The sequence below is a fragment of the Bacillus sp. 05T31 genome (genome assembly GCF_056396725.1).
This window is the reverse complement of sequence record NZ_JBFTMA010001458.1, coordinates 1-394: the sequence shown is the minus strand read 5'-3', so window position 1 is coordinate 394 and position 394 is coordinate 1. Positions and strand designations below refer to the sequence as shown.

Here is a 394-nt window from a genome sequence, read left to right as displayed (position 1 = left end):
CTTGTGGATAACCAGCAATATAATAACATAACCCTAAACAAGTTAAAGCAAATATCGAAATGAGTATAGACGGCCTTTTTTCGGCTGTCACTTTCTTGTTCCCTTTAATAAGATGGACTGTTTTACGAGTCCGAATAAACATAGGTGTAAATGTAGAAACGATTAAAAATAAAATGATAAACGTTACGGTTGTCACGATAATCGCTTCTGTTGGCCAATATAAATAGAGACCTTTCGCACTTGTTAATTTTGAAGTGACTAATAAGAAAAAATTAGAGAACACTAGGCCACCTTGTATACCGATAAAGATGGACAATGTCCCGATTATCATGTTTTCAGTAAATAACAGTCTTTTTAATTGTTTCTGTGAGATACCGAGAATCGTGAGTATCCC

General features: G+C 34.5%; 1 protein-coding gene. It reads right to left on the bottom strand.

The window, feature by feature from the left end; genetic code table 11:
• Positions 1-394, bottom strand: a 394-nt coding sequence (locus tag AC1DJR_RS33815) for an FtsX-like permease family protein (RefSeq protein ID WP_477004654.1), incomplete at both ends; no start/stop codon positions are given.